Here is a 25,572-nt window from a genome sequence, read left to right on the forward strand (position 1 = left end):
TCGGGCCGCGGTCACTGCGCCGGTGCTTCCTCGACGACGATGGGTGCCTCCGCGGGGTCGGCCCAGACCGGCGCGGGGAGGACCGTGTCGACCTGGCCTGCCTGGATCGCGCGCAGAGCCTCGGTGATCTCCTCGTCGTTCTCCGGCACCGGGAGGCCGCAGGCGCGCAGCTCGGAGCCGAACTGCAGGGTGAGACGGATCTTTCCCGCCTCGACGGCCTGAGCGGTCGTACCGGTGCGGATCGCGCTTCCGGTCTGGATCGCGGGCACCTCATCGCAGACGTGGTACACCTTGCCACCGTCGACCCAGACGACCTCGTCCTTGCCGAGGAGCTGGATCACGGCCGACTGGTCTGCCGTGTACTGCTCGACGGACGGCGGGTTGAAGTCGGCGCCGATGAACACCGCGAGGGCGGCGAGCACGACGCCGACGATCCCGGCTGTGGCCTTCTGGCCTTTGTCCATGTCCTTGTTGAGGAAGATCAGGATGACGAGCGGGAGGAAGGCGACGACAGCGATGATGGCGCCGAGCTGGTTCTGCACGAAGAACCGTGTCTTGTCCGCTCTACGGGCCGGGTCGAGGCGATTGGCCTTCTTCCAGAGCACGGAACCCGTGATGGACAGGGCGGCGATCACGACGAGCAGCACGAGGAGTGTGATGAACGCCCACTGCGGGAAGGTCGCCGTGACGCCCTGCTCCTCCAGCAACCCCGTGTCGGGGTCGCGCACCAGAGTGCCGTCCTCGCCGACGAAGACCCGCTGACGCAGGAGCCAGAAGATGCCGACGCCCTCTCCGATGATCGCGACCGCCCAGAGGATGCCGGCGATCCAACGGAAACGCGTGGCCTTCGCCTTCGCTTCCGGAGTCGGGACCCAGCCGGCGGGTGGCTCGGGAGTGGAGGTGGCGGGTGTCGAGCCTGCGGGCGTCGATCCGCTGCTGGCATCCGTCTTGTCGCTGTCGGCCACGGTGTTCCCCCATCACGTCCGATGCCCGCCGTTCCGGCTCGAGGCAACCCCGATCCTAGTGGACCGCGTGTCCTACGCTGGGGACATGACTTCCGATTCCGACGACGCCCTCAGCTGGGACGGCGACGAGGCCTCGACCTCCAAGGATCGCGCTCTTCCCCGCGGCTGGAACGCCGTCGGCCGGGGGAGCGACAAGGTGAGGAAGATCGAGGACGACCGCACCGTCGAACACGCGCACCTCGGGGAGCCGTCGCCAGACGAGGAGCCGGTTCTCGTGGAGGAGCCGGGGGGACTGAGCACGCCGATGCTGCTGCTCGTGGGCGTGGTCGGCGGCGTCTACCTGCTCTACACGATCGGCTGGGTCGTCGGCGGACTGCGGCTTCAGCCGCTGGCGTCGTTCCTCGTCTCCGATGCGATGTTCCTGCCGTGGTTCTTCCTCGCGATCGCCGCTCCCACACTGTGGTTCCTGGCGAGCTGGGTGCTCACCCGGGGGAAGGCGGGCTGGATCCGCGTCGCCGTGCTGCTCGCCGGAGTCGTCCTGCTCGTTCCCTGGCCCTTCGTCACCGTGGGGGTGATCGGATCATGATGGCTTCCTCGACCGGAGCGCCGGTGTCCGCGGGTTCTCCCCGCTGGCTCGTCGGGCTCGTGATCGGACTGGCAGGTCTCTTCTACGCCTACGCCGTCTGGAACGCCGCGGCGCACCTGATCACGATGGCCCAGACCGGGCTGACCGGCGGAGGCTGGGCGACCCTGCTGTTCGGTGTCGTCTTCCCCGCGATCGTGTTCGCCTTCGCATACGTGATCGGACGACGGCGCAGGGTGGGCGAGCTGGCCCTCGTCTTCCTCGCCGGGCTCGGCGTGGTCGCCGTGTTCTGGATGAGTCTGATCGCCCTGAGCCTCACGATGCCGAGCGCCTGAGCCGCGCGTCGAGACGCGTCACACGGCACGGAGCGCTCTCGGCGCTCCGGTAGAGTTGTCGCGATCGCGCCCCCATGGTGTGCGGCGCATCGGCCCCTGCCGCGCTGCCCCGAAGGATCCACTGTGCCGAAGCCTGTCGTGCTCATCGCCGAAGTACTCTCTCCCGCCACGATCGACGCTCTCGGTCCCGACTTCGACGTCCGGGATGTCGACGGCACCGATCGCGAGGCGCTGTTCGCCGCACTCGCCGACGCCGACGCCGTGCTCGTGCGCTCCGCGACGCGCATCGACGAGGAAGCACTCGGCCACGCACCCAAGCTCAAGGTCGTCGCTCGCGCCGGAGTCGGACTCGACAACGTCGACATCAAGGCGGCGACGGCTGCCGGAGTCATGGTCGTCAACGCCCCGACCTCGAACATCGTGTCCGCCGCGGAGCTCACGGTCGGCCACATCCTGAGCCTCGCCCGCCGCATCCCCGCCGCACACGCGTCGCTCGCTTCCGGCGCGTGGAAGCGCAGTTCCTTCACGGGAGCCGAGCTCTTCGAGAAGACGGTCGGGATCGTCGGCCTCGGTCGTATCGGCGCGCTCGTCGCCGCACGTCTCGCGGCGTTCGACATGCGTGTCGTCGCCTACGACCCCTACGTCACCTCGGCACGCGCCCAGCAGCTCGGCGTGCAGCTGCTCTCCCTCGACGAACTCGTCGCCGAGTCGGACTTCCTGACCATCCACATGCCCAAGACACCGGAGACGACGGGCATGATCGGCGCCGAGCAGTTCGCGGCGATGAAGCCGACCGCGTTCGTGGTGAATGTCGCCCGTGGCGGCCTCATCGACGAAGAGGCACTGCACGCGGCGCTCGTCGCCGGGGAGATCGCGGGTGCCGGTCTCGACGTCTTCACCTCGGAGCCACCCGCCGAGGGCGGCACGGCTCGTCCGCTGCTCGACCTCCCGAACGTGGTCGTCACGCCCCACCTCGGCGCGAGCACCGAGGAGGCGCAGGAGAAGGCAGGCGTCTCGGTCGCTCGTTCCGTGCGCCTCGCCCTGGGCGGTGACCTCGTCCCGGACGCGGTGAACGTGGCCGGCGGCGTCATCGACCCCTACGTGCGTCCCGGCATCTCGCTCGTCGAGAAGCTCGGCCAGATCTTCGCCGCGCTCGCGACGTCGCCGCTGACCAGCCTCGACGTCGAGGTGCACGGCGAGCTGAACGACTATGACGTGAGCGTGCTCAAGCTCGCCGCGCTCAAGGGCGTGTTCACCAACATCGTCAGTGAGACGGTGTCCTACGTGAACGCCCCGCTCCTCGCCGACCAGCGTGGGATCGCGGTGCGGCTGCTCAAGGACGATGTGAGCGACGAGTACCGCAACGTCATCACCCTCAGCGGCGCACTGTCCGATGGCACCCAGCTCTCGGTGTCCGGCACGCTCACCGGTCCGAAGCAGACGGAGAAGCTCGTCGGCATCAACGACCACCGGCTCGAGCTGCCGATCGAGAAGCACCACGTCGTGATGCTCTACACCGACCGCCCTGGCATCGTCGCCGTGTACGGCCAAAAGTTCGGTGAGGCCGGCATCAACATCGCCGGAATGCAGATCGCGCGTCAGGCGGCAGGCGCCCAGGCGCTCAGTGTGCTGACGCTCGACTCGCCCGTCTCGGACGAGCTGCTCGACGACGTGCGCGGTGCGATCGACGCCGACCTGTTCCGTCAGATCGAGATCACCGAGATCTGATCGGCAGACGCAGCAGAGAGGGCGGGAGCGTGAAGCTCCCGCCCTCTCTCGTTCCTGCGTTGATCCTCAGGCGGTCGCCTTCAGGACGAGGGTGATCAGCTCCGCGAGTTCATCGCTGCGGGGGACGAGTCGCTCGGGGCCGTGCACGTCGAGCGAGTTGTTGAAGTAGAGGCCGTCGCTCACCAGCATCACGAGATCGAGGCTCGCGTTGTCGCGCACGTGGGGGCGGATGGTCTCCGCCCAACGGCGCCGCGTGTCGCGGAGCATGTCGGCGGCCGCGACCGATCCGCCCTGGGCGAGGCGCGTCGTCGCGATCAGCACACGATCGAGTGCGTCGTCCTCCATTACCGAAGTGCGCACATAGTAGGCGACGGGACCCTCCTCCGCCGCGGTCATCCGTTCGAGGTCCATGGTGGTGAGGCGATCCAGCCGCTCCACCAGTCCGGCCTCGAGCTCGTCCTTGGAACCGAAGTGATAGAGGAGACCGCCCTTCGACACTCCGGCCGCTTTCGCCGTGGCGTCGAGCGTCGCGGCCCGTTCGCCGTCTTCGATGAGGATCGCTTCGAAGGCGTCGAGCACCTTCTCGCGAGCGAGCGGAGGTCGGGGCATCGTGGGTCCTCTGCGAAATCGGGGACGGGACTTCTGTTACTATACCATCCGGACGGTTCACTTATCGTTCGATCAAGATCCTGAGAGGTGTGTCATGACCCGTACTGCGTCGATCCCGACGACAGAGACGGATGCTCCCCGCGCCGGGGCCCGCGGCTGGGCGGCGCTGGTCGTCCTCATGCTGCCGGTGCTTCTGGTGTCGGTGGACAACACGGTGCTGAGCTTCGCGCTCCCCGAGATCTCCATCGCGCTCGCGCCCACGGGGGCCGAGCAGCTGTGGATCATCGACGTGTACCCGTTGGTGCTCGCGGGTCTGCTCGTCACCATGGGCACCCTGGGCGACCGGTTCGGGCGTCGCAAGATGCTGCTGATCGGTGCCACCGGATTCGCGGCGGTCTCCGCCCTCGCCGCCTTCGCACCCACGGCCGGCCTGCTGATCGCGGCCCGGGCGCTGCTCGGTTTCTTCGGGGCGATGCTGATGCCGTCGACCCTGTCTCTTCTGCGCTCGATCTTCCAGAACCGCGACCAGCGCCGCATGGCGATCGCGGTGTGGGCGTCGGCCTTCTCCGCCGGTTCGGCGATGGGTCCGATCGTCGGTGGATTCCTCCTCGAGCACTTCTCCTGGGGCTCCGTGTTCCTCATCGCAGTGCCGGTGCTGATCCCTCTGCTCATCGCCGCACCGTTGCTGGTACCAGAGAGCCGTGACCCCCACCCCGGTCGCATCGACCTGCTCAGCATCGTCTTGTCGATGGCCACGATGATCCCGGTGGTCTACGCGATCAAGTCGCTGGCTGTCGATGGTCCGAGTCTCAAGGCCGCGGCCTGGGCACTCCTCGGTCTCGTGATGGGCTTCCTGTTCGTGCGTCGTCAGCTGCGGGCCAAGACGCCGATGCTCGACATGGCGCTGTTCAAGCGCGGTTCGTTCTCCGGGGCGATCCTGGTCAACCTGCTCAGCGTCGTCGCTCTGGTCGGATTCCTCTACTTCGTGTCACAGCATCTGCAGCTCGTCCTCGGACTGTCACCGATGAATGCGGGACTCGCCCTCGTGCCGGGCATGGTGGCGATGATCGTGGCGGGGCTGTCGGTCGTGCCCATCTCGCGCAGAATCCCGCCGCACATCGTGATCCCGGCCGGACTCGCGTTCTCGGTGGCCGGGTACCTGATCGTGGCGCTCACGACACACGAGCACGGGGTCCTTCCGCTGGTGCTCGCATTCGTGGTGCTGGGTATCGGGATCGGCGCGGCTGAGACGATCTCGAACGAGCTGATCCTGTCGAGTGCCCCTGCAGCCAAGGCGGGAGCGGCCAGTGCCGTGTCCGAGACGGCGTACGAGCTCGGCGCAGTGCTGGGAACGGCCGTGCTGGGTGGCATCATCACGGCTTTCTACCGGGGAGCGCTCGTGCTTCCCGCGGGGCTGCCCGCAGATGTCGCGCATGCTGCGGGGGAGACGCTGGCCGGTGCGTACACCGCTGCACAGGCGCTGCCGACGCAGCTCGGCGATGCGCTGTGGCAGGCGGCGTCGGACGCGTTCGGCTCCGGCGTCACCGTCACCTCGCTCATCGGCGCCGGCCTCGTGGTCGTCGCCGGAGTGATCGCGGCCGTCACACTGCGCAAGGCACCCACGCACTGACCAGTACGCTGGGAGGACCGGCTCACCTGCTCTCGGGCGGGAACGAGTCGGTCCACCCCCGTGCAGTGCGCAAGGAGTCTCATGTCGCGTGTCGTGAAGCTGGCCGTCATCCCGGGTGACGGCATCGGTCCCGAGGTCATCGCCGAGGCGGAGAAGGTGCTCGACGCCGTCACCGCCGACAGCGACGTGACGTTCGACAAGACCCGCTTCTCGCTCGGCGCCGGTCGGTACCTCGAGACCGGCGACACGCTCACGGACGACGACCTCGCCGCGATCGCCGCACACGACGCGATCCTCCTCGGCGCCGTCGGCGGCACGCCGGGAGATCCGCGTCTCAAGGATGCGAACATCGAGCGTGGACTGCTGCTCAAGCTTCGGTTCACGCTCGACCACTATGTGAACCTCCGCCCCTCGAAGCTCTTCTCCGGCGCATCCGGTCCGCTGGCGAACCCGGGGGAGATCGACTTCGTCGTCGTCCGTGAGGGCACCGAGGGTCCCTACGTCGGCAACGGCGGAGCGATCCGCAAGGGGACTCCCCACGAGGTGGCGAACGAGACCTCCGTGAACACCGCCTTCGGCGTCGAGCGCGTCGTCCGCTACGCGTTCGAGCTCGCGGAGCGTCGCCGCAAGAAGCTCACCCTGGTGCACAAGACGAACGTCCTCGTGCACGCGGGCGCCATCTGGCAGCGCATCGTGAACGAGGTCGCCTACGAGCACCCCGACGTCGCCGTCGACTATCTGCACGTCGACGCCGCCACCATCTTCCTGGTCACCGATCCTTCGCGCTTCGACGTGATCGTGACCGACAACCTCTTCGGTGACATCCTCACCGACCTCGCCGGCGCCGTCACGGGCGGCATCGGCCTCGCCGCATCGGGGAACATCAACCCCGATGGCTCCTTCCCGTCGATGTTCGAGCCCGTGCACGGCTCGGCGCCGGACATCGCGGGTCAGCAGAAGGCCGATCCGACCGCCGCGATCCTCTCGATCGCGCTGCTGCTCGACCACCTCGGCCTGACGGCCGAGTCGACGCGGGTGAGCGCCGCGGTCGAGGCGGACATCGCTGATCGAAGCGGCGCCCGTACCACTGCGGAGATCGGCTCCGCGATCACTGCCCGTCTCTGAACAGCGGGCGTAGGCTGACAGGGCGCGAGGATGCGCCCGCCCCACGAGGATTGGATGATGTGACATGACGACGATCGACGCCGAGACGAGCGTGGCTCCCCTGGAGTTCGCCGTGACGAAGAACCTGACCGCGGCCTCTCCGGCACGCGTCGCCGAGGTGCTGGAGAACCCCGGGTTCGGGGTCGTCTTCACGGACCACATGGTCGACATCTGCTGGTCGGCCAAGGGCGGCTGGCACCGTCCGCGCGTGCAGCCCTACGGTCCGATCCCGCTCGATCCCGCGGCGTCCGTGCTGCACTACGCACAGGAGATCTTCGAGGGCATCAAGGCCTACCGGCACGCGGACGGCTCGATCCACACCTTCCGTCCCGACCGCAATGCCGCGCGACTGCAGGCGAGCGCCCGCCGCCTTGCGCTGCCGGAGCTGCCGACCGAGTACTTCATCCAGTCGCTGCGCGAGCTCATCGCCGTCGACGGTCGGTGGGTGCCCTCCGGTGCCGACCAGAGCCTGTACCTGCGTCCGTTCATGTTCGCCAAGGAGGCCTTCCTCGGTGTGCGCGCGGCGCAGAAGGTCGCGTACTACGTGATCGCGAGCCCCGCGGGCGCCTACTTCACCGGGGGCGTGAAGCCCGTGCGCATCTGGCTCTCCGAGGACTACGCCCGCGCGGGTCGCGGTGGCACCGGCAAGGCGAAGACGGGGGGCAACTACGCCTCCAGCCTCCTGCCGCAGGCTGAGGCCAGTGCGAAGGGCTGCGACCAGGTCGTGTTCCTCAACGAGAATCGCGACGTGGAGGAGCTCGGCGGCATGAACGTCGTGTTCGTGTTCAAGGACGGCCGTGTCGTCACGCCGGAGTCCGACAGCATCCTCGAGGGCATCACGCGCGACTCGCTGCTGCAGCTGGCCGAGGACCGCGGCTACACGGTCGAGAAGCGTCCGATCTCGATCGATGAGTGGCGCGAGGGTGTGGCCTCCGGTGACATCGTCGAAGTGTTCGCCTGTGGCACGGCCGCGGTCGTGACCCCGATCGGCGCGCTCGTGGGCGAGGGCTTCGACGAGCCGCAGCCGCTGGGCGAGCTCGCGCTGTCCCTCCGCGAAGAGCTCACCGACATCCAGTACGGGCGCCGCGAGGACAGGCACGGCTGGCTCCTCCGCCTCGACGCCTGAGTTTCCTGCTGCCGAGACCCACGTCCCCCGCCGACACCCACGCTGTCGTCCGCCCGGGGCCGTGGGTCTCGTCGCGAGCGGTGGGTCTCGGCGGGCGCCGAGGCTCCAGGACAGGTGAGGCGCTCGATAGGCTGATCCCATGAAGATCGCCCGGTTCAGCCACGACGAAGCCATCATGTACGGGATCATCGACGAGCGTGAGCTCGTGGTGCTCGCCGGTGACCCGATGTTCACGGGGTACGAGACCACGGGCGCCCGGGTGCCGCTCGCGGATGCGGCTCTGCTCGCTCCGGTGATCCCACGATCGAAGGTCGTCTGCGTCGGCAAGAACTACCACGATCACGCGGCCGAGATGGGGGGAGAGGCCCCCGAGGAGCCGCTGCTGTTCCTCAAGCCGAACACCGCGGTGATCGGGCCGGGAGACGCGATCGTGCGTCCGTCGCTCTCGGAGCGCACGGAGTACGAGGGAGAGCTCGTGGTGGTGATCGGCAAGATCGCGAAGAACGTGAAAGCCGAGAACGCACTCGACTACGTGCTCGGTTACACGATCGGCAACGACGTCACCGCGCGTGACCTCCAGCGCAAGGACGGTCAGTGGTCCCGGGCCAAGGGCTTCGACACCTTCTGCCCGCTCGGCCCTGTCATCGAGACCGACTTCGACCCGGCGAACGCCTCGATCGAGACGCGGGTGAATGGCGAGGTGCGACAGCAGGCGCCCCTCACCGACATGATCCACTCGGTGCCCGCGATCATCGAGTACGCCTCGGCGGTGTTCACCCTGCTCCCCGGCGATGTCATCATGACGGGTACTCCGGCCGGTGTCGGCACCTTCGTGGCGGGAGACGTCGTCGAGGTGGAGATCTCTGGTCTGGGAATTCTGCGCAACACCGTGCGCGACGCCGTTTCCGCGTCGTGACCGACGTCGCCCTCACGGCGACGCAGCAGGCGGTGGTCCAGCGGCGTACCGTCCTGGTGCTGTCCTTCGGGCAGGTGCTCGGCGGCATCGCCTTCGGAGCCACTGTCTCGCTCGGTGCGCTTCTGGCGGCCGACATCTCGGGGAGCGACGCGCTCTCCGGTCTGGCGACCGCTTCCGTGACACTGGGCGCGGCGGCGTGCGCCATCCCGCTCGCCCGTCTCGCCGCTCGACTCGGGCGTCGTCGTGCACTCACGCTCGGCAACCTGTTCGCCCTGGTGGGCATCGCGGTGGTCATCCTCGCGGCGGCTCTTCGGATCTTCCCGCTACTTCTCGTCGGCATCCTGATGATCGGGGCCGGCAACGCGGGGAACCTGCAGTCACGGTTCGCGGCGACCGACCTCGCCGCGCCACAGCACCGCGGCAGAGACCTGTCCATCGTCGTGTGGTCGACCACGATCGGCGGGGTCGCGGGTCCGCTGCTTCTCGGGCCGGGGGAGATCGTCGGCCAGGCGGTGGGCATGCCGCCGCAGACGGGCTCGTATCTCTTCTCGTTCGTCGCGCAGTGCGCGGCGCTCGTGCTCTACGTCGTCGCTCTGCGTCCGGACCCGCTGCTCGCGGCGCAACGTCTCGCGAAGTCCGCGGCCGGGACGGACGGGGTGGTGCCCGTGGATCGTCCGCGCGTCGCCCGGTATGCGATCTTCGCGGTCGCCGGTTCCCACGTGGTGATGGCCTCGGTCATGGCCATGACGCCCGTGCATCTGTCGCATATGGCGCACGGCGCCGGGGGCATGGCAGCGACTCCGGCCGATGTCTCGGCGCTCGTGGGGATCACGATCGCCCTGCACGTGGGCGGCATGTACGCTCTCTCGCCCGTTTTCGGCGTGCTGGCCGACCGCTGGGGCAGGCTCAGGGTGGTGCTGCTCGGACAAGTGCTGCTCGCCGGCGCTCTGGCGTTCGCGGTGTTCACGGGCACGGAGGCGTGGGGCGTGATGGTCGCGCTCATCCTGCTCGGACTGGGATGGAGCGCGGCGACGGTGGCCGGTGCCGCGCTTCTCACGGAGGCCTCAGCACCCGAGCTCCGCACACGGAGGCAGGGTCGCAGCGATTCTCTGATGAGCTTGTGCGCGGCGGCGGGATCGGTGCTGGCGGGCGTGGTGCTGGCGAACTTCCAGTACGCGGGGCTCGGTGTGGCGGCGTCCGTCCTGGTCATCGCGATCGTGGCGCTGTCCCCGCTCGCCCGCTCCAGCGCACGATGAAGGACTGCGACTGCCCCGGAGGCTGAGCACGTGCGTTCGGCCCGCGGGCGCACGTGCGGTCCCCGTAGAATCGAAGGGCTATGGCTACCCCTCATCCCCTCACCACGACTGTCAGTGGTGCCGACGTCCGCGTCCGCTTCTGCCCCTCGCCGACCGGACTGCCGCACGTCGGCATGGTCCGCACGGCCCTGTACAACTGGGCATACGCCCGCCACAACGGCGGGAAGATGGTGTTCCGCATCGAGGACACCGATGCCGCCCGCGACAGCGAGGAGAGCTTCCGCCAGCTGGTCGACGCGCTCACCTGGCTCAAGATCGACTGGGATGAGGGCGTCGAGGTCGGTGGACCCCACGCTCCGTACCGACAGTCCGAGCGCCATGACATCTACCGTGAGGTGATCGACAAGCTCGTCGCCACGGGCGCCCTCTACGAGAGCTACTCCACGGCCGAGGAGATCGACGCGCGCAACGAGGCCGCCGGCCGCGCCAAGCAGCTCGGCTACGACAACTACGACCGCAACCTCACGGATGAGCAGAAGGAGGCGTTCCGCGCCGAAGGCCGTCAGCCCGCGCTGCGTCTCCGGGTGCCGGATGAGGACCTGACCTACGTGGACCTCATCCGCGGCGAGGTGACCTTCCCGGCGGGCTCGTTCCCCGACTTCGTGGTCGTGCGCCCGAACGGCGTACCGCTCTACACGTTCGTCAACCCGGTCGACGACGCGCTCATGGGGATCACGCACGTGTTGCGTGGAGAAGACCTGATGCCGTCGACCGCGCGTCAGCTCTCGCTGTACGCAGCCCTGATCGAGGCGGGTGTCACGACGTTCGTGCCGCGCTTCGCGCACATGCCGCTGGTGCTGGGCGAGACTGGCAACAAGAAGCTCTCCAAGCGCGACCCTCAGGCCGACCTCTTCCTGCACCGCGACCGCGGCTTCATCCCGGAGGGGCTGCTGAACTATCTCGCGCTCCTCGGCTGGTCGATCGGACCCGACCGCGACGTGTTCTCCCTCGACGAGTTCACGGCCGCGTTCGACATCGTCAACGTCAACCCGAACCCGGCGCGCTTCGATCAGAAGAAGGCCGAGTCGATCAACGGCGACCACATCCGGATGCTGGGCGAGAAGGACTTCGCCGAGCGGACGATCCCGTATCTCGCGGCGGCAGGTCTCTTCGACGAGCCGACGCACGATCAGCTGGTGACGGCGTTCCGCGTCGCGCCGCTCGTTCAGGAGCGGGTGCAGCTGCTCGGCGAGGTGCCCGGCATGGTGGGCTTCCTGTTCACCGACGAGGTCTCGTACGCGGAGGACGCTCTCAAGGGCCTTCCGGCGAATGCTGCCGAAGTGCTCGATGCGTGCGTCGTGGCTCTCGAACCCCTCGACGACTTCACTCCGGAGAAGATCCAGGAGGCCCTCGCCGCAGAGCTCGTCGAGAGGCTCGAGCTCAAGCCGCGCATCGCCTACGGCCCGCCCCGTGTCGCCATCACCGGCCGGCGGGTGTCGCCGCCGTTGTTCGAGTCGATGGAGCTGCTGGGCAAGGAGGAGTCGCTGCGTCGGCTCCGCTCGCTCTCGGCATTCCTGGCCGACTGAGTCGCGACGCGCCCGGGCGGCGGTTCACGGCTCACCGGTTTTGGTGTTCCGCCGCCGCTCGGGTAGGCTTGACTCTCGGTGCGAGGCCCTGGTTTCGCCCTTGGGGTATGGTGTAATTGGCAACACGACGGTTTCTGGTTCCGTTATTCTTGGTTCGAGTCCAGGTACCCCAGCAAGATGAAAACCCCCGCTCAGGCGGGGGTTTCTTCGTTTCCGAGACCAACGCGTCGCGTCGAGGGACGACGAGGGCGCCGACTATTCTGGAAGGTGTGACAGGCACTCGAGTGGAAGCGGCATTCTCCCGCGCTGTCACCGCATTCAGCACTCCGACCCTCGACCTCCTGCACGGACGCTTCGCGCCGTTCGTCGTGGCCTCGTTGTCTCTTCTGTTCACGGCGGACAGGGCCTCCATCCCGATCGCCGACGCCCAGGCTGAGCTCGCAGAGATCCTCGATGAGCTCAGAGATGCGGGCGATGATGACGACGATCGCCGGGTCCCTGCGGGCACCGGCCGTGACGTCGCCAGGAACTGGGTCCGCCTCGGGTGGTTGGTGCAGCAGATCGACGAAGACGTCGAGGTGTATCGGCTTTCCGCGCATGCCGTGGAGGCACTGGAGATCGCGGGGCGCACCGGCGGCGGGCGCACGCGCGTCTCCAACTCCCGAGTGCGCACGCTCCTCGAGGCCGTGGAGCACCTGGCCGACAGTGCCGAGGCCGACCCTGTTCGTCGTCTCGCCCGTCTCCGAGAGGAGCGCGCCGCGCTCGACGCCGAGATCGACCGGATCGAGGAATCGGGCAGGGCTGACCCGCTCGACGACGAGGAGCTCTTCGAGGAAGCCGAGAACGTGCTGCATCTGGCACGCGAGCTCCCCGCCGACTTCACCCGGGTCGCCGAATCCCTCAAGCTCATGCAGCGTGACGTCGTCGCCCATCTGCGCCGTGATGAGCGCCCGACGGGTGAGGTGCTGCGCGAGTACCTGCAGCGCGCACAGGATGTCATGAACTCGACGCCGGAAGGACGCGCCTTCGCCGGCGCGCTGAAGCTGATCGGCGATCCGGAGCGCATCGACGCCCTCACTGACCAACTGCACGGTCTGCTCCGGCAGCCGTTCGCCCGGATGCTCGACAGCTCGCAACGCGCCGAGCTGGACGCGATCGGACGCCGTGTGGAACTCGGGGTCGAGGAGGTCCTGGCCGCGCAACGTCGAGCCTCGCACGTCATCACCGGCCAGGTGAAGACGCACGATCCGCTGCGCGACCGCCAGATCGACGACCTGCTGCGCGATGTCATCGCCGCGCTGCACGTGTGGGACGGGGCGGGGGCGAGCGACGCGCCGGTGCGCAGTCTCCCGCTCGCCGACCTGGGGCACCTCAGGCAGACCGTGAGCAGCATCCGTCCGCCTGCGGTCCCCGCCCCTCTGACCGATGCGGGCGATGTCGAGTTCGCCGACGTCGACTCCCGCGCGTGGGGCGGACCGAGGTACGCGGAGCTCGAAGAGTATGTCGCCGGGCTCGGACCGGAGTTCGATCTCGCGGCCGCATTCGCCGAGGGCGATGACGACACCCGACGCCCCGTCGACCTCGTCGGGCTGCTCGAGATCGCCCACCGCAACGGCATGACGGAGAGCGACACGGTGTCGGTGGTCGAAGCTCTGCGCCCCGACGGATCGACGCGACGATTCGCGTTCGGAGCCGTCACGGCGCGCAACCCCAAGGAAGACGCACATGCCTGAAGAGAGCCCCGCGACGGAGGCGACCATCGAAGACCCGTTCATCGCGCCCGTCCCCATGGAAGACGACATCGAGGAGCACTTCGCGGGAGACCGCGGCACGCTCGACCCGGAGATCCGTCGTCTGCTCGCCCACATCCTTCAGCGGCGCTTCATCGCCGCGGAACGCAACCGCAAGGAGTGGACTCTTCTGCTCGATCATCAGCAGGTGATCGAGTCGCGCCTGAACGATCTGTACCTCCGCCTGGTCGTCGACCACGCTCGAGGCTTCGCGTACAAGCAGCAGCTGCGCTCGGATGAGATCGACATGCCGGTGCTCCTCAAGGATTCGCCGTACACGCGCGCCGAGACACTCGTGCTCGTTCATCTGCGCACCGTCTACCAGCGCGAGTCCGCCGCCGGCGAGTCATCGGTGCGCATCGACATCGAGGATCTCGAGCAGACCGTGCTGAGCTACTTCACAGACGTCGACGGTGGCACGGCGCGTCAGCAGAAGGCGATCAGGAATGCGATGGATCGATTGGATCGCGAGGGCATCGTGCAGGAGGAGACCAGCGGGCGCTACCGGATCACGGCACTCGTCGAGGTCGTGCTGAGCGCAGAGACCCTGAAGGAACTCCGCGACTGGCTGCGGTCGCAGGAAGCGGTGCAACGATGACGATGGTCGACACTCTCTTCGGCCTCATCCCTGCCGGTTCGCGGGGACAACAGTGGATCGCGGACGAGCTGCAGCTGATCAACTGGGGTGGATACGACGGCGGCCCGCATCGGGTGCGCTTCTCACCGAACGCCACGCTGTTGTGCGGTGGCTCTGGCTCCGGCAAGTCGACGCTCATGGACGCGTACATCGCGCTCATGATGCCGCACACCACGCCGTTCAACGGCGCGTCGAATGGCGGGGTCACCGGCCGACCGCGCGGCGAGGAGCAGCGGAACATCCTCTCCTACGGGCGAGGGAAGATCGACGAATCCCGTACAGAGGACGGCACCAAGCTGCGTGTGCTCCGTGGCGACGGCGAGGACACGTGGAGCGCCATCGCCACGACCTGGCTCGACCACGACGGCTCGCGGTTCACGGCGGTGCGCGCCTGGTACATCCCGGCGGATGCGCGCGTGCTGGAGGACACCACCCGTGTCCGCGCGACCGTGAACGGGGCGTTCGATCTGGCACGGCTGGAGAAGGCCGCGACGCAGCGGCTGTCCGACGCGTCGGTGCGGGCGGCCGGCCTGGAGACACTCGCGACCGATCGTGAGTTCTCGGCCCGACTGCAGGCCGTGCTCGGGATCGGGGCGGCCGGGTCCGGTGCGAAGGCCATCAGTCTGCTGGCCAGGATCCAGGCGGGACAGCAGATCACGACGGTCGACGATCTGTACAAGAAGCTCGTGCTGGAAGAGCCCGAGACGATGGCCACCGCCGATGCCGTCGTGGCGCACTTCGACGAGTTGGAGAGCACGCGCACCAGGATGCTGACCGCGAAGCAGCAGGTCAGCGCACTCGAGCCCATCCGCGGAATCAAGGAGCGCATCGCGGCATCAGCCGAACGGGTGCGGGTCATCGACGAGGTCGGAGTCTTCACCGATCCGTCGTCTCTCGCCGCGCTCTGGAACGCGCAGCGCCGCCTGGATCTGCTGCGCGAGGTCGAGGTCGAGCTGGGCGACCGCTCGCGGGCCCTCAGCCTCGCCGTGAGGGAGAAGCGTGCCCTCGTCGACGCCGCGGATGTGGAACGGGAGGGTCTCCTCGACGTCCTCCGCCAGTCCGGCGGGGACCGTCTCGAGACAGCACAACGGGAGCTTCGGGTCGCCGAGCGCCGCCTGGACGACGTGCGGCGGGAACGAGCGAAGTTCGACATCATCGTTCGGGAGCTCGGCGCAGAGGTCGAGAACCCCGCTCAGTTCGAGGCCTTCGTCGCGGGCACCCGGGGCTCGTCCCCCCAGGCGGGGATGCGGGAAGCGCGCGCGGCCTTCGCCGATGCCGAGACGGCGCGCAGGACGGCCGAACTCGAGATCACGCGGCTGCGCGAGGAGCGCGAGCGCACCGGCCGGGTGCGCGGAAGCATCCCTGCGCACCTCGACGAGTCACGCGTCCTGCTCGCAGAGGCGGCCGGTCTCGACCCGTCGGAGCTGCCTTTCGTCGGCGAGCTCATCGAGGTGCGGACCGAGTTCGAACCGTGGCGCGAGGCGTTCAATCTCGCCCTCGGCGGTTTCGCCAGGACGCTCTTGGTCGATGCAGAGAAGCTGGAGCAGTTCCGCTCGGCGATCAACGCCGTGCGCACTCCGGAACGGTTGACCTACGAAGGCGTCCCGACCGGACTCCTCGAGGTGCGCAGCGCCGACCCGAAGACCCTTCCCGGCAGACTCGACTACCTGCCGAGCCCCTTCGCAGGTTGGCTCCAGCAGCGACTCCAGGACCGTTTCGGATATGTGTGCGTGGATTCGTCGTCTCAGCTGGATGCGCATCAGAAGGCTCTCACGATCAACGGCCAGGTGTCGCAGGGGAGCAGGGGAGCCCATGGCGGTCAGGGACGTGCCAACGTGCTCGGCTTCACCAACGACCGTCGGCTCCGCGAGATCGACGAGCAGCTGCAGACGCTGACCTCGCGCTACGAGGGTCACGCATCCGCCGCCCAGGAGGCCGAGTCCGCGCTCGACCGCATCGAAGCGCGGTCGACCGCGTTCGCGAAGATCGAGGACCTCACGTGGGAGCAGATCGATGTCGCAGCAGTCGAGGCTGAAAGGGAGCGTTGGCTCGCCGTCGAAGCGGAGGTCACGACCGCCAGCCCCGAGATCGCACAGCTCAAGCGTCAGGCGGAGGATCTGCGGTCTCGCGCGAGCACGCTCCGGGATGAAGAGGCGCGTCTCAGCAACGAACTCGCTCAGACGCAGGAGCACTGGGGACAGGTCACCGACGACGTGGATGCCTGTCAGACGGTGATCGACTCGGCGGCGGCCTCCGACGTGTCGCTCGGCGAGACGCATGCGTCGTTCCTCGACGGTCGGTTCCTGCACGCGGAGACGGGCGCCACCCTGACCGCGTCGGAGCGGCTCGCGCACCTGGACACCGCGCTCCGGACCGCCGCCCAGAGACTGCACGAGGACCGCCGCGAGGCCGCGGAAGCCCACGAGCAGCAGCGCGAGAGCATGCGGCGATTGATGACGGGTTTCCTCGAGCGGTGGGACAACCTCACGATCCTCCCGGACCCTGACGAGTCGGTGCGCGAGTTCGAGAGCATCCTTGAGGCCTTGCAGACCAACGGACTCCATGAGCTGGAGACCGAGTGGCGCGACAGTCTGCTGAAGCTCTCCGGGAACGACCTCACCAGTCTCGACTCGACCCTCAGCCGGTCGCTGCGCGAGATCAAGGATCGCATCGACCCGATCAACCGCATCATGGCGGAGCTGCCGTTCTACGACGACGACCATCGTCTCCAGATCACCCCGCGCGAGAATCAGAGCGAGGCGCGTAAGCGGTTCCGCCGGGAGCTCCGTGAGGTGCGGGGACTGATCGACGCCGCGGAGACCGATGGGGAGCGTGAGGCCGTCTACCGCAAGATGAGCCGTCTCATCGGGCGCATGCGGCGTACGGCCCCCGACTACGCGGAACTCATCGACGTGCGCAACCACGTGCGTGTCAGTGCGGAGCGTGTCACCGCGGAGACCCGCGAGCACGTCGCGCTCTACGACCACATCGGCGAGAAGTCCGGAGGCGAGTCGCAGGAGCTCGTCGCGTTCATCGTCGGAGCCGCGTTGCGCTACCAGCTCGGCGACGCGGGCGCCACCCGGCCGCGCTACGCCCCCGTCTTCATGGATGAGGCGCTCATCAAGGCCGACGCCCACTTCACGAAGCGCGCGATCGGTGCATGGCGTGGACTCGGCTTCCAGCTCGTCATCGGCGCACCCAACGACAAGTACAGTGCGATCGAGCCGCATGTCGACGTCGAGTACGACATCCTCAAGGACACCCGCGGGCGCTCCTGGGCGAAGGCGAAGGTGGGTCTGCCGGACGCGGCAGTGTGAGCGGCGACCGTGCGGAGCGGGACTCGTCGCGCTGTTACTCGCACTCGCCGAGGAAACCGAGGTAGCACACGGCCTCGTGGGTGACGGCTGCCTCGTAGTCGTCGTTCGAGACCTGGCGCGTGGCGATCTGCGGGGTGCGCGTCAGGTGGCCGAAGTCGCCGAGCGAGGCCACGACCGAGCCCTCCGAGTCCTCGGCGCGCATGCGGTCGATCTCGGCCCGATGCTCACCGCAGAGGGTGGCTGCTGAGGGGACCAGCTCGACCCCGGTGCAGGCACCGGCGTACTGGGCCTCCATCGCGTTGATGCAGTCGGTCCAGTCCTGGTCGACGGCACACGGGCTCACACCGTCGTCCGCCACGAGGTAGAGCCCCGTCTCGTACTCCTCGCTGTGGAAGGTCTCGGGCTTCTCCGGCGAGTCGACCTTCGTCCAGTGCCGGGCGGTGGTGAAAGCGACGACCACGACGATGAGGGCGATGAGCACGAGCGCCCCGATGACCGAGAGTGTCACCCACAACCCGACGCGACTCTTCTTCTCCGACTCGGCTCCGGGCGCGACATACGTCGCCGCAGGGGGAGTGCCGCCATAAGCCGGGGGAGCCGCCGCGAAGGCAGCCGTGTGCGCGAAGTCATGGCCACCGAGCGGCGGAGTCTGTGCCGCAGGGGGAGCAGCGGCGAACGCTCCTCCCTCCTGATGCGGCGCCGGCTGCGGGGCGGCCTGCGCTGTCACGGCGAGCCAGTACTCGTACCAGCTCCTGGACGCCTCCGGGTCGGCGGCCACCTGCTGCGCCTGCGCATCCGTGAGAGCGAGGCCCAGTCCCTGTCGGGAACCGGGGTCCTGCAGGGAGCTACGGAATTCGTCGAGAGACAGCGCCATGTTGGCGATGATGGCAGAAACCACGCTCGGCCGACAATCCGCTCGCGGATCGCGATGTCCCCGGCATCCGGAAGAATGTCGAGGTGATCGGTATGAGGAGCTTCTGGAACACCCTGCCAACAGAGGGGCGGTGGCTGCTGTCGACGGTGGCGATCCAGACGCTCGGACGCGGCATGACGCTCCCGTTCACGATCATCTACTTCCACGAGGTCCGCGGGTTCGACCTCGGAGTCTCCGGCGCACTCATGAGTCTCATCGCGATCACCGGCCTCGTGGTGACGGGCCCGGGCGGAACGCTCATCGATCGGTTCGGTGCCCGTCGGGTGCTGATCGTCGGGCTGTTGTCGATGATCGCCGGGTGTGCGCTTCTCGCATTCGCCACGCATCCCCTCGTCGCCGCGGTCGCCGTCATGCTCATCGGCGTGAACTTCGGCGTCTCCTGGCCGGGCTTCAACGCTCTGATCGCGTCCGTGGTGGAGGGCGAGGTGCGCCAGCAGTACTTCGGCGTCAACTTCGCTCTGGTCAACCTCGGCATCGGGGTCGGCGGAGTGATCGGAGGCTTCTTCGTCGACGTCAGCGACCCTGCGACGTTCACGACGATCTTCCTGGTCGATGCCGCGAGCAGTCTGATCCCGCTCGCCCTGCTGCTCGGTCCGCTCCGACGTGTGCGGACTCAGCACGAGGCGGCAGAAGATGCGGTCCCCGTCGGCGGCTATCGCGAGATCCTGCGTCGACCCGCCGTGCTGTGGTTGACGCTGCTCACGTTCCTCTCCGTGTTCATCGGATACGGGCAGATGGAGGCAGGCTTCCCCGCGTTCGCCCGGCAGGTGTCGGAGGTCTCGACGCAGGTCGTCGGCATCTCGTTCGCCGTGAACACGGCCGTGATCGTGCTGCTGCAGTTCGCCGTGCTCAGACTCATCTCCGGCAAGCGCCGCACGCGGGTGATGCAGGTGATGGCACTCATCTGGGCGCTGTCGTGGGTGCTGCTCGGGGCGACCGGATTCCTGCCGGGGACCCTCGCCGCGGCGATCGGCGTGATCGCCTACATGGGTGTCTTCGCTTTCGGCGAGACGATGCTGCAGCCGACTGTCCCTGCGATCTACAACGACCTCGCCTCTGATCGCACGCGTGGTCGGTACAACGCCATCAACTCCGCCGCGTTCCAAGGCGGAGCTATTCTCGGGCCGTTCGTGGCGGGTGTGATGCTCGGAGGCGGACTCGATGCCGGATTCATCGGCGTCATGATCGCGGGAAGTCTCGCGGTCGGCGTGCTGGCCGTCGTCCTCGAGCGGGTCGTCTCCCCGAGCGCGAACGGAGTCTCCGGCATCCATCGAACGGACGAGGCGGACCAGGTCCCGAGGCAATAGGCTCCGATCATGGCTCTGGAGTCCCTCTTCCTCCGACTCGACCGGATCGCCGGTGGGCGACAGGCCGGCGTCGCGATCAGCGAGACCGACCGCACGCACCCCAAGACGGTACGCGCGTTCGCGTGGATCATCTGGCTCCTCGTCGTCGAACTCGTCATCGGTATCGGCGCCGTCGTCGTCGCATTGGTCCTGGCCAGCGGCGGCGAGTCGGTCTCGTTCGCCGTCTGGATGCGCACGCTCGTGGTGCTCGCGATGACGGCGACCCTGTTCTACTTCGCCTGGCGCGCGCGGCGCGGCTGGCGGTGGGCGTACCAGCGCCTGCGTCTGTTCGCACAGATCTTCCCCGTCATCACGCTCGTGATGGCGGCGATTCCGGGGCTCTACCCGCTGTGGATGGTGTCGGAGCAGATCGTCTTCAGCTTGATCATGATCGGCATCGCCGACTTCCTCACCAGCGACCACATGCGCAGCGCCTTCGCGGCGCCGCGCACCGAAGCGGAGAGCGGATAGCACGGGCGCACGGTTCGGCGCCACTCCCTTCCGCGGATGGACGTCGCGGGGGATCCTCGATCGCAGGCAGTCGAGGAAGGGCGCACGATGGCGAAACTCATCAGGGTTGTCCCGGGGCAGGATCCGGGATTCCGGCGTGTACGGTCGGGATCGGGATTCCGGTACGTCGATCCTGCCGGGGACACGGCGCCCGAAGCCGACCGGGAGCGGATCCACGACCTCGTGATCCCGCCCGCGTGGCGGGATGTGTGGATCGCCGCCGACCCCCTCGCGCACATCCAGGCGGTGGGCGTGGACGATGCCGGCCGTAAGCAGTATCTCTACCACCCGCTGTGGCGCGTGAGCCGAGACCGCAAGAAGTTCGTGCGAGCTCTCGATCTGGCGGCCGCTCTGCCGCGCGCGAGAGCGCAGGTCACCCGGGCGCTCGCCCAGGAGGGACAGACGAAAGAGCGCGCCCTTGCGATCGCCTTCCGCCTTCTCGACGACGCGGCGCTTCGCATCGGGTCCGAGCGTTATCTGGTTCGACACGGCAGCCGCGGGCTGACCACGCTTCGACGACGCGACGTGCGCGTGGCGGGAAGTGAGCTCGCCCTGTCGTTCCCCGCCAAGAGCGGTCGCACGGCCTCGATCGAGATCACGGATGAATCTCTGGCCGACGCCCTGACCGACTTCGCTGCAGGGAAGTCGGGCGCGTTCCTGCTCGCGTATCGCCGAGGACGGCGGCGCGTGCGTCTCACGCCCGCAGAGGTCAACGCCTATCTCCGGGAGGTGACGGGGGACTCCTTCACGGCGAAGGACTTCCGCACACTGCACGGCACCATCATCGCCGCCGACGCACTCGCCCGGATCGGCGAACTCGACAGCCGCAACCACCGGAGTCAGGCCGAGCGCCTCGCGGTGCAGGCGGCGGCGACCGCGCTCGGCAACACGACCGCGGTGGCACGGGCGAGCTACATCGATCCCCGGGTCTTCAGCCAGTACGGACGTGGGCGGACGCTCGACCTCTCGGTGACCCCGGAGACCGCCATTCGGAGGCTCCTCGGTGGCCCGGAGATCTCGCGGAAGGTCACCCGGCGATCCGGAGCCAGACGACGGCGATGAGCATCGGCACGAGGGGTGTGGCCACGGCTGCGATCACCGGCCACCACCGGGTGCGCGTGTCGACGCGGCGTGCACGATCAGCGAGAGTGTCACCGTCACGGCGATAGGTCTCTGCGTCGAGAGGCGCGGCGGCGTCGTCGCGGTACAGCAGAGTGCGTCGCCCGAAGCGGTCATGGAGTGCCGCGATCACGGTGAGGAAGCGCCGTAGTTCCGCTCCCTCAGTCAGATCGATGGCGGGAAAGTACACGTGCAAGGTGCTGTCCACGATCTCCAGGTCGAGGTCGGCGCTCTCGTCGACGAGGATGGCCATGAGATCGGGGGTGAGCACGTAGAGCGCATCCGTCTCGTACCCCGTCGGTACTGACACGTCGAACACGTCGCTGAAGTCCCCCTCGAGTCGGATCCGCGCTCGGCCGGTCGGACGTCGAGGAAGCACGCTGAGCACCCCGCCACCGCGCCGCGACCGGAGCGTGATCCTCGGGGCCTCGGACGGCAGCGGGATACGGACAGCGCGCACCGTATGCATCGTCGCGCCCTCGCGATCGCCGACCACGAAGGTGCGTTCGACGCTGTCGAAGGGGATGGCGCCGTGGCGCGCGTCCAGGTGGTCTTGTGCGGTGCGGTCGCCGCGATCCACCTGCTCGTCGATGGAGCCTCCCCACGGGCGGTCGCCGATGTCTGCGCGATACTTCCAGCCCAGCGTCGCTGCGATCTCTGCGAGAGCGGTGCGCCGACGCCGGTGCCGGCGGATGGACAGAGTCGACCACGCGACGAGCGCGGCGCCGAGCAGCATCGTCACCACCTGGGCGCAGACGAGCGTCGTCCCGGAGAGCGCAAGTCCGACCGGGAGGAGGTAGAACGCCACTGCCCCGACGATGACAAGTGTGGCGATCGACGACGCGACCAGTGTCAGGGCACCCCAGCCGCGGTCCGACGCGGGCGGGGTGTCCTGATCGGTCGAGAACGACGTCACGTCAGGGCTTGTACACGATGGCGATGTTCAACTGTCCGCCCTCGCGCGCCCAGGCGAGCCACCGCGGCTCGCCCAATCCGGCGAGACGCTGGATCGGTACGACGTGGATGCCCTGATCGAGGCGGCTGAGCTCGCGGAACTCGGGCTTCTTCGAGATCCAGATCGTTCCACCGCCGTCCCAGGGCTCCAGGCACGTATACACGTATCCGTGTGCACGCAGATTGACGCGGTCGGCAAGAGTTTTGGCTTGCTGCTTCAGCTCTTCGACGACCTCGGAGGGAATCGTCCCTTCGAGGGTGAAGGCGGCGACGTCGTAGACGTTCCCCTCGCCGAAGTCTCTCGTCGCGAGCAGCGTCAGCTCGGTGACGCCCTTGTCCGCAGTGCGGGTCCACAGGGTATGCGAGTTCTTGGCGCGCTTGTTCATCAGGAACCCGCCGAAGTTCAGCTTCTGGTACGAGAAGTCATCGAGCTTGGCCGCGATCTCGGCGCGTGTCGTCATCGGGATTCTCTCCTCTTCCGGGAGGCCGCGCGGCCTCTCTGCCGAGAGAGCCTAGATGTGGGTGGCGCGGTCCTGCCGGAGTCCGAACGAGCCCGAACGCACAGCGCCGAATGCGTGGGGCACGTGTCCTAGGCTCGACTCATGCCCGCGCCGCGCACCCTCGACGAGCTCTGCCTGGGCCTCGGACGGATGCGTGTGAGCGCGGGCTCGCCGTCGTATGCCGAGATCGCCCGTCGGATCGGTCAGGTTCGTCACGGTGCCGAGCCGCCGAAGGTGACCGTCTACGACTGCTTCAGACCGGGACGGCGGCGCGTGGACGATCGTCTGGTGGGCGACATCGTCCGTGCGCTCGGGGGCGATGACGAGGAGGTCGCACGGTGGGGTGAGACCGCGCGGTCTCTCAACGGTGCACGATCCGGGGTGCATGTCGAGGTGGCACTCGGAATCCGGGAATCCGCGGGTGCGGAGATCGGACGCGAAGAGCTGCTGACCGCTGTTCCCGACGCCGACGTGCTGGTTCTCACGGGTTTGCCGGGGGCGGGGAAGACCACTCTCGCCTCGGCGCTGGCCGGCCGTTCGCAGGTGCTCACCGTGCACCTGCGCGAATCCGACACCGAGCGCCCTCCGGCGGATCCGATCGACGTCCTGCGGCGCATGCTCGGTGCTCTCGGCGTCCGCTCCCTTCCCTACGAGCTGGCGCGTCTTCGAGAACAGCTGCGTCAGACCGTGGGCGGGCGGACTGTGATCATCGAGGATGCGGGCGATCCGGCGCGCCTGGCTGCGCTGCTGGTTCCGGGTGTGCGGTTCATCGTGACGGCACGCGTCGACCTCACGGGCCTCGAGGAGCGCCTGTCGGCGACGGCTCTGCGCGTGGAGAGGGTCGTCGTCCCGCCGATGTCGCACACGCAGGCCCAGCGCCTGCTCGACCATCTGCTCTCCCTCGACGGGACTTCCTCGGCAGTGATGAAGGGGAGCGATGCGCGCGCTGCGGCGTTGCAGCGCATCGTCGCCGTGGCGGGCGGCCTGCCCCTCGATCTCGTGATGCTCGCCGGGATCATCCGTGAGCACGAGGGGTGGTCGTTCGCGGACCTGGCATCGCGATTCGAGCACGAGCCTCGCGATGTGCGCATCCGACCTGTTCTGGAGGCGGCGACACGTTCCCTGCCGACGGGGGAGGCCGATCTCCTCGCCAACGCCGCGCTGCTCGACCGGGAGGTGGAGGAAGGAGTGCTCATCGCAGCCGGGGGCCCAGCCGCCGCAGGCGATCTGCACCGACTGCATGCCCGACACCTCGTGGAGTTGCGCGAGGGGCGTGTGCGGATGCACGACACGGTGTTCGCCTTCGCCGCCGAGCGGTCGCGCTCCCTCCGCCCGATATCCGTCCGCCGGGACTTCGTTCGAGGCTCCGCGTCTGCCGTGCTGATCCGGATGGGCGAGGAGCCGGACTTCGCCGCGCGCGAAGTGGGGACGGTGCTCGCAGTGGCGGAGGCGGCGCGGGAGCACGGACTCGACTCCGAAGTGGAACGGCTGGCTCTCGCAGCGCACCCGGTGCTGTCCCGCTGGTCGCTCTGGAGCGAATCACTGCAGCTGCACGATCTGGCAGCGCGCGGAGGCGGCCTCGACCTGGTGCCCGACATCGCTCTCGGAGTGGCGCACTGCGCAGAGAAGCTCGGTCGGCTGGACGAGGCGCTCATCATCCTGCACCGCGTGCGTCGTATCGCTTCAGGCGCCGCTCTCGCACGGACCTGGAACCAGATCGGCAACGTGCAACGCTGGATGAGTCATCTCGAGGAGGCGCTGGTCTCCTACGAGCGGGCGATCGCGCACGCGCGCGATGCGGAGGACAGGGCCGTGGAAGGGCGCGCCACCGGCAACCATGCGGACACCCTTCGCATCCTCGCCCGCTATCCGGAGGCGCTGCAGGGGTACGCCACGGCACTGAGCATCGCGGAGGCGGAGGGGGACGAGCTGAACATCGCTGTCGTCCGGGGCAATCGCCCGCTGATGTTGCTCGCGACCGGACACCTCGACGCCGCGGACGCGGAACTGCAGGAGCTCATGGACGGATCGAACGGTGAACCGCTGCCGTTCGTCCGCCGGACACGTGCGCTCATCGCGGAAGCGCGGGGTGACGACCAGCTGGCGCGTGAGCTTTGCGCCGACGCGATGGGCGCCCTGCAGTCCGCGGGAGAGTTTGCGACGTCGGCAGATCTCGAACTCCTCGGGGCCCGCATCGACGGGCGGGGCGGCGAGTCCGACCGCGCGCGGACGACGGCGCAGCGGATCCTCCGTGAGGCGGAGCGCGCCGGTTCGCCGCTCATCGCCACCGAGGCCGCGAATTCGCTCGCCGAGATCCTGGTCCTGGCTGCGGAGAACGATTCCGCGTCCCCGCATCTGCTCTCCGAGGCGGAGCGGCACGCCGAAGAAGCGCGGAGCGTCGCCGAGGCGACCGGAGACCGGGCCGAAGTGGCACGCAGCGATGCGATCCTGTCGCGCATCGCGTTCGCTCGTCATGACGAAGCGGCTGCACGGGCCCGGTCAGCCGCGTCCGCGGAGGTGTACTCGACGATCAGACACCGGCTCCGACCGGCGTGAGCGTGAGAGTA

21 protein-coding genes and 1 tRNA gene are annotated in these 25,572 nt (G+C 68.3%); 17 read left to right on the forward strand and 5 right to left on the reverse strand.

Annotated elements, in window-relative coordinates:
- Nucleotides 1-11: 11 nt before the first annotated feature.
- On the reverse strand, nucleotides 12-965 hold the full coding sequence (locus RN51_RS16625) for a hypothetical protein (protein ID WP_045265146.1): 954 nt from the start codon (nucleotides 963-965) through the stop codon (nucleotides 12-14).
- Between the two features lie 85 nt (nucleotides 966-1,050).
- Here RN51_RS16625 and RN51_RS16630 point away from each other — a divergent pair, with 85 nt between their 5' ends.
- The 3 genes from RN51_RS16630 to serA all read left to right on the forward strand — a co-directional run bounded on the left by RN51_RS16630 (nucleotide 1,051) and on the right by serA (nucleotide 3,611).
- Complete coding sequence (locus RN51_RS16630) at nucleotides 1,051-1,551, forward strand: hypothetical protein (protein ID WP_045265377.1); 501 nt, start codon at nucleotides 1,051-1,053, stop codon at nucleotides 1,549-1,551.
- A complete protein-coding gene (locus tag RN51_RS16635) occupies nucleotides 1,548-1,883 on the forward strand; it encodes a hypothetical protein (protein WP_045265147.1) in 336 nt (111 codons plus the stop codon). The genes RN51_RS16630 and RN51_RS16635 overlap by 4 nt, the downstream gene beginning before the upstream one ends.
- 123 nt (nucleotides 1,884-2,006) lie before the next feature.
- Nucleotides 2,007-3,611 (forward strand): phosphoglycerate dehydrogenase, encoded by a 1,605-nt coding sequence (gene serA / locus RN51_RS16640; protein ID WP_045265148.1) that lies wholly within the window; start codon nucleotides 2,007-2,009, stop codon nucleotides 3,609-3,611.
- A 66-nt stretch (nucleotides 3,612-3,677) separates the two neighbouring features.
- On the opposite strand, the gene RN51_RS16645 is transcribed toward serA, so the two are convergent.
- Entirely contained in the window at nucleotides 3,678-4,220 is a 543-nt protein-coding gene (locus RN51_RS16645) for a TetR/AcrR family transcriptional regulator (RefSeq protein WP_045265149.1), read from the reverse strand.
- A 94-nt stretch (nucleotides 4,221-4,314) separates the two neighbouring features.
- On the opposite strand from RN51_RS16645, the gene RN51_RS16650 reads away from it, so the two are divergent.
- From RN51_RS16650 to RN51_RS16695, 10 genes are all read left to right on the forward strand, one after another.
- Nucleotides 4,315-5,850 (forward strand): MFS transporter, encoded by a 1,536-nt coding sequence (locus RN51_RS16650; protein ID WP_045265150.1) that lies wholly within the window; start codon nucleotides 4,315-4,317, stop codon nucleotides 5,848-5,850.
- Between the two features lie 81 nt (nucleotides 5,851-5,931).
- Nucleotides 5,932-6,975, forward strand: a complete 1,044-nt coding sequence (locus RN51_RS16655; RefSeq protein WP_045265151.1) for a 3-isopropylmalate dehydrogenase — start codon at nucleotides 5,932-5,934, stop codon at nucleotides 6,973-6,975.
- A gap of 64 nt (nucleotides 6,976-7,039) precedes the next feature.
- Complete coding sequence (locus tag RN51_RS16660) at nucleotides 7,040-8,140, forward strand: branched-chain amino acid aminotransferase (protein ID WP_045265152.1); 1,101 nt, start codon at nucleotides 7,040-7,042, stop codon at nucleotides 8,138-8,140.
- 139 nt (nucleotides 8,141-8,279) lie between these two features.
- Nucleotides 8,280-9,056 carry a fumarylacetoacetate hydrolase family protein gene (locus RN51_RS16665; RefSeq protein ID WP_045265153.1) on the forward strand — a complete coding sequence of 259 codons (777 nt, stop codon included), beginning with the start codon at nucleotides 8,280-8,282 and terminating at the stop codon, nucleotides 9,054-9,056.
- Nucleotides 9,053-10,312 (forward strand): MFS transporter, encoded by a 1,260-nt coding sequence (locus RN51_RS16670; protein WP_045265154.1) that lies wholly within the window; start codon nucleotides 9,053-9,055, stop codon nucleotides 10,310-10,312. Before RN51_RS16665 ends, RN51_RS16670 begins: the two co-directional genes overlap by 4 nt.
- A gap of 80 nt (nucleotides 10,313-10,392) precedes the next feature.
- The gene (gene gltX / locus RN51_RS16675; protein WP_045265155.1) at nucleotides 10,393-11,898 is read left to right on the forward strand and encodes a glutamate--tRNA ligase; all 1,506 of its coding nucleotides are present in this window, start codon (nucleotides 10,393-10,395) and stop codon (nucleotides 11,896-11,898) included.
- A gap of 101 nt (nucleotides 11,899-11,999) precedes the next feature.
- Nucleotides 12,000-12,071 (forward strand) — tRNA-Gln (locus tag RN51_RS16680).
- A gap of 96 nt (nucleotides 12,072-12,167) precedes the next feature.
- Entirely contained in the window at nucleotides 12,168-13,631 is a 1,464-nt protein-coding gene (locus RN51_RS16685) for a DUF3375 domain-containing protein (RefSeq protein ID WP_045265156.1), read from the forward strand.
- The gene (locus RN51_RS16690; RefSeq protein ID WP_045265157.1) at nucleotides 13,624-14,286 is read left to right on the forward strand and encodes a DUF4194 domain-containing protein; all 663 of its coding nucleotides are present in this window, start codon (nucleotides 13,624-13,626) and stop codon (nucleotides 14,284-14,286) included. Before RN51_RS16685 ends, RN51_RS16690 begins: the two co-directional genes overlap by 8 nt.
- Nucleotides 14,283-17,642 carry an ATP-binding protein gene (locus RN51_RS16695; RefSeq protein WP_045265158.1) on the forward strand — a complete coding sequence of 1,120 codons (3,360 nt, stop codon included), beginning with the start codon at nucleotides 14,283-14,285 and terminating at the stop codon, nucleotides 17,640-17,642. The genes RN51_RS16690 and RN51_RS16695 overlap by 4 nt, the downstream gene beginning before the upstream one ends.
- A gap of 34 nt (nucleotides 17,643-17,676) precedes the next feature.
- Here the strand turns inward: RN51_RS16695 and RN51_RS16700 are convergent, their stop codons facing one another.
- A complete protein-coding gene (locus RN51_RS16700; protein ID WP_156149215.1) occupies nucleotides 17,677-18,516 on the reverse strand; it encodes a hypothetical protein in 840 nt (279 codons plus the stop codon).
- A gap of 92 nt (nucleotides 18,517-18,608) precedes the next feature.
- Here RN51_RS16700 and RN51_RS16705 point away from each other — a divergent pair, with 92 nt between their 5' ends.
- The 3 genes from RN51_RS16705 (at nucleotide 18,609) to RN51_RS16715 (ending at nucleotide 21,494) form a co-directional block, all read left to right on the forward strand.
- On the forward strand, nucleotides 18,609-19,883 hold the full coding sequence (locus RN51_RS16705; protein WP_045265160.1) for an MFS transporter: 1,275 nt from the start codon (nucleotides 18,609-18,611) through the stop codon (nucleotides 19,881-19,883).
- A 9-nt stretch (nucleotides 19,884-19,892) separates the two neighbouring features.
- A complete protein-coding gene (locus RN51_RS16710; protein ID WP_045265161.1) occupies nucleotides 19,893-20,393 on the forward strand; it encodes a hypothetical protein in 501 nt (166 codons plus the stop codon).
- Nucleotides 20,394-20,480: 87 nt separating this feature from the next.
- Nucleotides 20,481-21,494 carry a DNA topoisomerase IB gene (locus tag RN51_RS16715; protein WP_045265162.1) on the forward strand — a complete coding sequence of 338 codons (1,014 nt, stop codon included), beginning with the start codon at nucleotides 20,481-20,483 and terminating at the stop codon, nucleotides 21,492-21,494.
- Here RN51_RS16715 and RN51_RS16720 read toward each other — a convergent pair.
- Together RN51_RS16720 and RN51_RS16725 are read right to left on the reverse strand one after the other, a co-directional pair.
- On the reverse strand, nucleotides 21,460-22,467 hold the full coding sequence (locus RN51_RS16720; protein WP_231579333.1) for a DUF3137 domain-containing protein: 1,008 nt from the start codon (nucleotides 22,465-22,467) through the stop codon (nucleotides 21,460-21,462). The genes RN51_RS16715 and RN51_RS16720 overlap by 35 nt on opposite strands.
- 1 nt (nucleotide 22,468) lies before the next feature.
- A complete protein-coding gene (locus RN51_RS16725) occupies nucleotides 22,469-22,966 on the reverse strand; it encodes a hypothetical protein (protein ID WP_045265163.1) in 498 nt (165 codons plus the stop codon).
- Nucleotides 22,967-23,107: 141 nt separating this feature from the next.
- On the opposite strand from RN51_RS16725, the gene RN51_RS16730 reads away from it, so the two are divergent.
- Nucleotides 23,108-25,561: a hypothetical protein gene (locus RN51_RS16730; RefSeq protein ID WP_045265164.1), complete on the forward strand. Its 2,454-nt coding sequence runs from the start codon at nucleotides 23,108-23,110 to the stop codon at nucleotides 25,559-25,561.
- Nucleotides 25,562-25,572: the final 11 nt, after the last annotated feature.

Origin of the sequence: Microbacterium oxydans, assembly GCF_000956405.1 — a bacterium.
Lineage (GTDB): Bacteria > Actinomycetota > Actinomycetes > Actinomycetales > Microbacteriaceae > Microbacterium > Microbacterium oxydans_C.